Consider the following 8,789-nt stretch of genomic DNA (forward strand, 5'->3'; position numbering starts at 1 on the left):
CCACCGAAGTCACGGCCATCAACCGGCTTGGCGCTGACCTGAGCATCAAGTACGGCACCGCCGACCAGCTCATCGTCAACGACTTCTTCAGCATGACGTCCTACAGCGTGGAGCAGTTCAAGTTCACTGATCTGACCTGGGCTCAATCAGATATTGTCACGCTGGTCACAGCCACAGCCCAAACCGATACAGCTTCCCTCAATATCCTGACAGGCGCAGCTTCCGTTGACGCTCTCTATGGCTTGGACGGCAACGACACCATCACCGCCCTGGCTGGCAACGACTTCCTCTTCGGCGGCCTGGGCGACGACTCCCTCGACGGAGGCGCCGACAACGACTGGCTCTTCGGCGATGCCGGTGACGACAATCTGATCGGTGGCCTGGGCGATGACACCCTCTATGGCGGTGATGGAAGCGACTTCCTCGGCGGCGGCTCTGGCAACGACTCCATGGTCGGCGGCACGGGCGATGACACCTACACCGTGGATTCCGCAGGCGATGTCATCGTCGAACTGGCCGGAGACGCCAACGGACTCTCCGACTATGTCCAGTCCACCATCTCGTATTCCATCGACCAGTCATCCACCCAGGGCATTGAGGATTTGACGCTGTCGGGCACCGCCCACATCAACGGCACTGGCAACGCCTTGAACAACTACTTGGTGGGCAACAGCGGCAACAATGTCCTGGACGGCCTTTCCGGGGCTGACCGCATGTTCGGCAATGCCGGCAACGACACCTACATCGTCAACTCGGTCGATGATGTGATCTACGAGTTTGCCGGGGCCGCCAACGGCACGGCGGATGAGGTCAAATCCAGTGTTTCTTACTCCATTGCTCAACAGTTCACACAGGGTGTTGAGAACCTCACCCTCACAGGAGCAGGCAACATCAACGGCACGGGGAATGCGGCCAGCAATGCATTGACGGGCAACAGCGGCGCCAACGCCTTGACAGGCGGCGGCGGCAACGACACCTACCGCGGCGGCTTGGGCGCTGATGTGCTCACATCAGCATCCACCACGTCCAACGACACCTACATCTGGGGTCGCGGCGAGGGCGCCGACACCTTGACCGATGCTGGCGGTACCGACCAACTCAGCGTGCTGGCCGGCATCACCGCCGATCAGTTGTGGCTGCGCCATGTCGGCAATAACCTGGAGTTGTCGGTCATTGGCACCGCCGACAAGTTCACCATCAACAACTGGTACACGGCTGCGGCCAACCAGGTCGAGAGTGTGAAGCTGTCGGATGGCAAGGCTTTGATGTCGAGCAAGGTGGAGAACCTGGTCAATGCCATGGCTGGGTTCACGCCACCTGCAGCGGGTCAGACCACCTTGCCCGCCAACTACCAGACGGCACTCAACCCGGTGGTCGCCGCCAATTGGGTGTAAAGGCATAAAAGGGCAAAGGCGCGGTGCCGCTATGCCTTGGTCGGCACCGTGGCCAACGGCAGAAACAGCGTCAATGGTGTCTCCGGCAGCGCGATGAAACCGTGATGACGGTAGAACGCTGCGGCCGCCTCGTGCTTGGCATCGACCACGAGGGCATAAGCCGCGATCTCCGATCGTGCTGCCCGTGTGAGCGCATCGCCCAGCAGCGCACCGCCCAGGCCTTGCCCTTTGAATGCTTGATCGACGGCCAGGCGGCCCATGCGCACTGTGGGCACGGCGCGATACCTTGGCAGGTTCTTGATGGCCTCGGGTGGCAACTCGGTCAAAGGCACGCTGGCTGACGCCAGCGTGTAGTAACCGGCAACGCGCTGATCGTCGGTCAAGGCCACAAAGCAGGTGGCGACCCTGCGGCGCATGTCCTGGCTGACTTGTTCCCGAAAGTAGCGGTCCAGCGCGGGCGTGGCGCTGTCGAAGGTCGAGCGATCATGCGAGGCATCCAGCAGCACCAGGCGAAACGGCGCACGGCTCATTCGTCGTCAGTGCGCAGGAGCTTGCTGCGGCGGGCCATGGCCCGCTTCAAGGCTGGTGGAGGCTTGGGGGGCGACAGCAGCGCATTGGCAAAGCACTGTTGATCGGCCATCGACAGGCGGATGACTTCGGCTTGCTCAACGGCGCGCTGTGCGGCATCTTGAACGGCCGCCACCACAAAGTCGGTCATGGTGCGCCCTTGCAACTCTGCGGCGCGTTTGAGCAGGCCATGCAGGTCGGTGCTGATGCGGGCTTCGAGTCGGGCGGTCAGGGCGCTGGATCGCATGGTGAATCTCCTTGTGTGGAGTGTACGGCAAATTGCCGTATTGATGCCTGGTGCTGACCATGCGCGAGTCCAGGGAGCGGACACGTCCATTCACGAGCGACAAATTCAGCGCCAAACGCTGGGCGGTTTGCTGGCCGATATCCGCCTTATGCGTGCAGGGACTTCAAGGCCACGTCTGGTGCCGTGGACATGATCTTGAGCAGTGCGGCGGCTGGTCCTGTGGGGTTGCGCCGATGCTGCTCCCAGTTCTGCAAGGTCTTGACGCTCACGCGCATCAGGCGGGCAAACTCGCTTTGAGACAACCCGATTTGTTCACGCACGGCCTTGGCGTCAGGGGCGACGAGCTCAACGCGGCGCGATGCCGGGGCCTTGCCCTTGGAGATGACCTTGGCTTCTTGTAGGCTGCTCACCAGGTCTTCAAACAGTGTCTTGTCCATGCTCATAGCTCCTTGACCAGTTCACGCAAGATGTCGATCTGGTGATCGTCGATGAATGCCATGCCTGCCATATTATCCGCCATTGGCGGACAGACCAGCTTGGCCATTGGTACTGACGTGAGGCCACTGAACTAAGGGGGCCACCAACCCAACGCCACTGAGCGGCTGGAGAAACAAGCGAGAATATCCAGTTATCCTCGCGCCCTCAGCGCTAACCAGCCACCCCATGATGCCTTTGCTCCAGCACCTCAAGCGCTTCACCGCGCGGTGGCTTTCGGCCTTCACCGGCCCGCGCATCGTCTACGGTTGGCGCAACGCCAATGGCGTGTATTGCCCCCACACCCGCGTCAGCACGCATGCCGTCGTTGAAGAAGCCAAAGGCCTGGTGCTGGGCGACCACGTCTTCATCGGCCACTTCAACCGCATTGACGGCTCCAACGGCCTGGTGATCGAAGAGGGCTGCCAGGTCACCAATTACGTCTCCATCCTCAGCCATTCCAGCCACAAATCGGTGCGGATCATGGGGCGGCGCTACGTCAACAACCCCAATCCGGTCGGCTATGTGCGCCGGCCCACGCGCATCGGGGCCTACAGCTTCATTGGCCCGCACAGCGTCATCGCGCCGGGCGCGCGCATCGGCAAGGGCGTGATCGTGCAGGCCTACTGCTTCGTCTCGGGCGAGGTGCCAGACTTTGCCATCGTGGGCGCCGGCGCGCCAGGCCGGCCAGCCGAGGTGATTGGCGACAGCCGCAAGCTGGATGGCGCGCTGCTGCAAAGGCACCCTGAATTGCAGCCGATCTACGCCCAATGGGCAGGCCAGGACAACCTGCGCCGCGCCCTGGGCAGAGAACGCCCATGAGCCCAACCCGACAGAAACCCTTGCGCATCCTGTTTTTTGCCGACGCGTCCAGCGTGCACACCCGCCGCTGGGTGGCGTCTGCGGTTGAGCGGGGCGCCGAAGCCGTCGTGATCACCCGCCAGCCAGGCGAGGTACCGGGCGCGCACCAGGTCATCGCCATTCGCCCTGGGTCCGACAAAGCCTCGTGGTTCAAGGCCCTGCCCGAGGTGCGCCGCGTGGTGCGCGAGTTGAGCAAAAGCTTCAAGCCCGACTTGGCCCATGGCCACTACATCACGTCGTATGGCCTGTGGGCGGCGGCCTGCGGCTTGGGTTGCCCCAAAGTGCTCACCGCCTGGGGATCGGACATCCTGGTCACGCCCAAGCAAAGCCGTTTGATGCGCTGGGTGGTGGGTTGGTCGCTGCGCCGCGCCGACCTGATCACGGCCGATTCCATGGACATGGTGGAAGAGATCGCCAACTACCACCCCACGGCGCCCGTGCACCAGATTTTGTGGGGCGCCGACACCGACAAGTTCACGCCGGCCACGCCCGCTTCCGATTTTGAAGTGGTCAGCCTGCGATCCTGGGAGCGCAACTACAACATTGACTTGGTCATCGAGGCTTTTGCGCGCTTCTTGACCTTGCGCCCCCACTCGCACGCCTTGCTGCATCTGCTGGGCGGTGGGCCGATGGAGGCGGGCCTGCAAGAACGCGTGGCCGCCTTGCGCCTGCTGCAGCAAGTGCGTTTTCATGGCCGCGTGGGCGACCAGGCCATGGTGCAGGCCATCCAGCGCAGCCGCGTGTCGGTGTCGGTGCCCACCAGCGACGCCACCTCGGTGTCGGTGCTCGAATCCATGGCGTGTGGCCTGCCCATCATCGCGTCTGACCTGCCGGCCAACCGCCAGTGGGTGAGCGATCGCGGTGGTTGGATCGTGCCGGTGCGCGATGTCGATGCCGTGGCGCAGGCCTTGCTGGCCGCCTATGACCACCCCGAACGCCTGGCCCAGATGGGCGCGCACAACCGCGATTTGATCGAACGTGAAGCCTCACGGCGCGGTCAGATGGACGCGATGTGGCGCCTGTATGAAAAGCTGTTGACGCCGGTGGCCAAAGGCGCCAAGCGCAACGTGGCCGACAAGGCGCGTTGAGGCGATGACGATGCGCGTCGTCTCGGTGATCGTGCCGTGTCGCCATGAGCGCGACCACATCGAAGCGTTTTGCCGCAGCGTGGCTGCACAGACTTTGCCCGAAGGCTGGGCCTTGGAAGTGTTGGTGGCCGATGGCCAAAGCGAAGACGGCACGCGCGAGCGCCTGGCCGCCTGGTGCCTGAGCGACCCGCGTTTCATCATGCTGGACAACCCCGGCCGCATCGTGTCTTGCGGCCTGAACCGCTGCATCGAGCGCGCGCGTGGCGAGTTCATCGTGCGGCTGGACGTGCACACCGTCTACGCGCCCGACTACATCGCGCAATGCCTGGCCACCTGGCAGGCCACTGGCGCCGACAATGTGGGTGGCCCCTGGCGGGCCGAAGGCGCCTCGGGCGCGCAGGGCACGGTGCAGCGGGCCATCGCGGCGGCCTTCCAGTCACGCTGGGTGGCGGGTGGGGCCTTGTCGCGCGACCTGGCCTACGAGGGCGAGGTCGACACCGTCTACCTGGGCTCGTGGCCGCGCCAAACCTTTGAGCGCTTTGGCGGCTTTGACGAAACCCTGGTGCGCAACCAGGACGACGAGCACAACCTGCGCCTCCACCGGGGCGGCGGGCGCATCTGGCAATCGGCCCGCATCCGCTCGACTTATTTTCCGCGTGCCAGCACGGCCGATGTGTTTCGCCAATACCGCCAATACGGCTACTGGAAACCCTTTGTGATGAAGAAGCACGGCCAGGCTGCGGCCTGGCGCCACCTGATCCCCGGCGTGTTCGTGGGCGTGTTGAACCTGCTGCTGGTCTTGCTCTTCGTGCTGACCCTGTGGGCCAGTTGGGGCCTTGACCTTGGCGCGATCGATCAGCACGCCGTGGCGCGTGCCGCCTGGGTGGTCCTGGCCTTGTGCGCCGCGCAAGTGCTGCTGTACGCGGGCGCGGTCGCTGCTGTCTGCCTGCTGATCGCCCGCCGGCAGGGCATGGACCTGCTGCCCCATTTGCCGGGCGTGATCGCCGCCTATCATTTTGGCTACGGTCTGGGCTCGATCCGGGGCTGGTTCGACGCCCTGGCACGCGGCCGCCCCGACCCCGCCTTTGGCCGCCTCACCCGCTGACCGTTTGACGACGTTGATGATGAATTGGACACCCCATGAGTCAAGCTGACTTTCTGCCTTTTGCCCTGCCCGAAATCGGTGAAGAAGAAATCGCCGAAGTGGTCGACACTCTGCGCTCGGGCTGGGTCACCACCGGCCCCAAGGCGCGCCGTTTCGAACAAGACTTCGTCCAGTTTCTGGGTGACGACAGCCTGCAGGCCATCGCGGTGAACTCGGCCACGGCCGGTCTGCACCTGGCGCTGGAGGCCCTGGGCATCGGCCCGGGCGACGAGGTCATCACCACCACGCACACCTTCACCGCCACCGCCGAAGTGGTGCGCTACATGGGCGCCGACGTGGTGCTGGTCGACATTGACCCGGCCACGCTCAACATCGATCCCAAGGCGATCGAAGCTGCCATCACGCCCAAGACCAAAGCCATCATGCCGGTGCACTATGCCGGCTTGTCGGTCGACATGGACGCGGTGATGGCGATTGCGCGCAAGCATGGTCTGAAGGTGGTTGAGGACGCCGCGCACGCGCTGCCCACCAGCTTCAAACAGCAAACGATCGGCACCTTGCAAAGCGACGTGACCGTGTTCAGCTTCTACGCCAACAAGACCATCACCACCGGCGAGGGCGGGATGCTGGTCACGCGCAACGAGGCGATCGCCGCCCGCTGCAAGGTCATGCGCCTGCATGGCATCAGCCGCGATGCCTTTGACCGCTTCACGGCCAAAGTGCCCAGCTGGTACTACGAGATCGTGGCGCCGGGCTTCAAGTACAACCTGACCGACATCGCCGCCGCCCTGGGCCTGCACCAGTTGAAGCGCGTGCGGGGTTTTCAGGTGCGCCGCGAGCAGATCGCCCAACGCTACGACGAAGCCTTTGCCGACCTGCCTTTGATCGTGCCGCCACGCCCTCAAAACGCGGGCGACCTGCACGCCTGGCACCTCTACGTTGTGCGCTTGTCTGACGAGGCGCAGATCAACCGCGATCAACTGATCGAGGCCTTGTTCGCCGATGGCATTGGCGTGAGCGTGCACTACATCCCGCTGCACCTGCACCCCTACTGGCGCGAGCGCTACGACCTCAAGCCCGAGCAGTTCCCGCACAGCCAGCGCGCGTATGAACGCATGGTCAGCCTGCCGCTGTACACCAAGATGCTTGATGCCGATGTCGAGCGCGTGATCACCTCGGTGCGCAAGGCTTTTGGGGTGCTGTGAGCAAGCGCCTGTTCGATTGGGTGTTGGCCTCGCTGGGCCTGCTCCTGCTGAGCCCGGCCCTGCTGCTGGTGGCGTTGGCCATCAAGCTGGATTCGCCTGGCCCGGTGCTCTTCAGGCAAGAGCGGGTGGGGCGTTTTGGCCAACCGTTTCGCATCCACAAATTCCGCACCATGCGCCACGATCCGCAAGGCGCCGGCCCGCAGATCACCGTGGGGGCCGATCGCCGCATCTCGCGCATCGGCGGGCTTCTTCGCGGCAGCAAGCTCGATGAACTGCCACAGCTGATTGACGTGTGGCTGGGCCGCATGAGCCTGGTCGGGCCGCGCCCCGAAGTGCCGCGCTACGTGGCGCACTACCCCGCTGAAGTGCGCGACAAGGTGCTGTCCGTGCGCCCCGGCATCACCGACCTCGCCTCCATCGAGTACCGCGATGAAAGCAGCGTGTTGGCGCGTGCCCAAGATCCCGAACACGCCTACATCCACGAGATCCTGCCCCACAAGCTGGAGTTGGCCGTGCGCTACGTGGACCAGGCCTCGGTGTGGACCGACATCCGCTTGATCGCGCGCACCCTCGCCGCCATCGCCCGGCGCTGATTGATCAGCATTCCACGATGTTGACCGCCAGGCCACCACGCGCGGTTTCTTTGTACTTTGTCATCATGTCGGCCCCGGTGTCGCGCATGGTTTTGATCACCTTGTCCAGGCTGACCCGGTGTGAGCCATTGCCATGCATGGCCAGCCGCGCCGCGTTGATGGCCTTGACTGAGGCGATGGCGTTGCGCTCGATGCAGGGGATCTGAACCAGCCCGCCGACCGGGTCGCACGTCAATCCCAGGTGGTGCTCCATGCCGATCTCGGCGGCGTTCTCGACCTGTTCGGGCGTGCCGCCCATCACCGCACACAGGCCCGCCGCCGCCATTGAGCAAGCCACGCCCACTTCGCCCTGACAGCCCACTTCGGCACCCGAGATCGACGCGTTCTCTTTGTAGAGCATGCCGATGGCAGCGGCGGTGAGCAGAAAGTCCTTCACGCCTTGGTCGCTGGCACCCGGCACGAAGCGCCTGTAATAGTGCAGCACGGCGGGCACGATGCCGGCGGCGCCGTTGGTGGGCGCGGTCACCACACGTCCGCCCGCCGCGTTCTCTTCGTTCACGGCCAGGGCATACAGGTTGACCCAGTCCATCACCACGAGGAGATCATCGGTCACAGGGCCTTGGTGTGGCGCTGACAAGGTGGCGAACAAGGCCGGCGCGCGGCGCGCCACCTTGAAGCCGCCGGGCAAGATCCCCGGGGTGTGGCAGCCCCGCTCCACGCAGGCCTGCATCACGGACCACAGGCGCATGAGGCCCTCGCTGGTTTCGGCATCGCTGCGCCAATGCCGTTCGTTGCGGCGCATCAGCTCGGCCATGCTGCAGTCCAGTTCGCGGGTCAGCCGGAGCAGGTCGTCGCCGCTGTGAAAAGGGTGGGGCAACACGCTGGTGTCGGGCGCAATGCGTTTGTGTTGGCTGCCATCGGCCGCCACCGCTTCACTGACCACGAAACCGCCGCCCACCGAGTAGTACTCGCGAGCGCGCAGCAACTTCCCCTCGGCATCGAAGGCGGAAAAGCGCAGGCCATTGGGGTGGAAAGGCAGGCTTTGTCGCTTGTTGAACACCAGGTCATGTTTGGCGTCGAACATCACGGCTTGTTGCCCGAGCACGGAAAAGGTCTGCGTTTTTTGCACCTCGGCCAGCCAGCCGGGGATGGCGTCCACGTCCACCGTGTCGGGTTCATGCCCCATCAGGCCCAGCAGCACGGCCTTGTCCGAGCCGTGCCCTTGGCCCGTGGCACCCAGCGAACCGAACAATTC

The 8,789-nt window shown here is 64.3% G+C and carries 10 protein-coding genes; 6 read left to right on the forward strand and 4 right to left on the reverse strand.

Translation table 11 applies throughout. The features are described from left to right. Positions 1-1,394: calcium-binding protein (locus tag H7225_RS10590; protein ID WP_290661607.1), on the forward strand; the 1,394-nt coding region annotated here is incomplete at its 5' end. A gap of 29 nt (positions 1,395-1,423) precedes the next feature. Here H7225_RS10590 and H7225_RS10595 read toward each other — a convergent pair. From H7225_RS10595 to nadS, 3 genes are all read right to left on the reverse strand, one after another. Further along, positions 1,424-1,924: a GNAT family N-acetyltransferase gene (locus tag H7225_RS10595; RefSeq protein ID WP_290661609.1), complete on the reverse strand. Its 501-nt coding sequence runs from the start codon at positions 1,922-1,924 to the stop codon at positions 1,424-1,426. Beyond that, positions 1,921-2,208 carry a DUF1778 domain-containing protein gene (locus H7225_RS10600; protein WP_290661611.1) on the reverse strand — a complete coding sequence of 96 codons (288 nt, stop codon included), beginning with the start codon at positions 2,206-2,208 and terminating at the stop codon, positions 1,921-1,923. The genes H7225_RS10595 and H7225_RS10600 overlap by 4 nt, the downstream gene beginning before the upstream one ends. 146 nt (positions 2,209-2,354) lie before the next feature. Continuing rightward, the gene (gene nadS, locus H7225_RS10605) at positions 2,355-2,645 is read right to left on the reverse strand and encodes a NadS family protein (protein WP_290661613.1); all 291 of its coding nucleotides are present in this window, start codon (positions 2,643-2,645) and stop codon (positions 2,355-2,357) included. A 226-nt stretch (positions 2,646-2,871) separates the two neighbouring features. On the opposite strand from nadS, the gene H7225_RS10610 reads away from it, so the two are divergent. Genes H7225_RS10610 through H7225_RS10630 form a run of 5 tightly spaced genes read left to right on the forward strand, consistent with a single transcriptional unit; the run spans position 2,872 to position 7,534 of the window. Further along, positions 2,872-3,504, forward strand: coding sequence for an acyltransferase (locus H7225_RS10610; protein WP_290661615.1), 633 nt, complete (start codon positions 2,872-2,874; stop codon positions 3,502-3,504). Next, a complete protein-coding gene (locus H7225_RS10615) occupies positions 3,501-4,631 on the forward strand; it encodes a glycosyltransferase family 4 protein (protein ID WP_290661617.1) in 1,131 nt (376 codons plus the stop codon). Before H7225_RS10610 ends, H7225_RS10615 begins: the two co-directional genes overlap by 4 nt. 10 nt (positions 4,632-4,641) lie before the next feature. Then, complete coding sequence (locus H7225_RS10620; RefSeq protein WP_290661625.1) at positions 4,642-5,736, forward strand: glycosyltransferase family 2 protein; 1,095 nt, start codon at positions 4,642-4,644, stop codon at positions 5,734-5,736. Positions 5,737-5,771: 35 nt separating this feature from the next. Further along, positions 5,772-6,941, forward strand: coding sequence for a DegT/DnrJ/EryC1/StrS family aminotransferase (locus H7225_RS10625; protein ID WP_290661619.1), 1,170 nt, complete (start codon positions 5,772-5,774; stop codon positions 6,939-6,941). Then, positions 6,938-7,534: a sugar transferase gene (locus H7225_RS10630; RefSeq protein ID WP_290661621.1), complete on the forward strand. Its 597-nt coding sequence runs from the start codon at positions 6,938-6,940 to the stop codon at positions 7,532-7,534. The genes H7225_RS10625 and H7225_RS10630 overlap by 4 nt, the downstream gene beginning before the upstream one ends. 4 nt (positions 7,535-7,538) lie before the next feature. Here the strand turns inward: H7225_RS10630 and H7225_RS10635 are convergent. Next, positions 7,539-8,789: L-serine ammonia-lyase (locus tag H7225_RS10635; protein WP_290661623.1), on the reverse strand; the 1,251-nt coding region annotated here is incomplete at its 5' end.

Source organism: Aquabacterium sp. (assembly GCF_014378415.1).
GTDB lineage: Bacteria > Pseudomonadota > Gammaproteobacteria > Burkholderiales > Burkholderiaceae_C > Aquabacterium.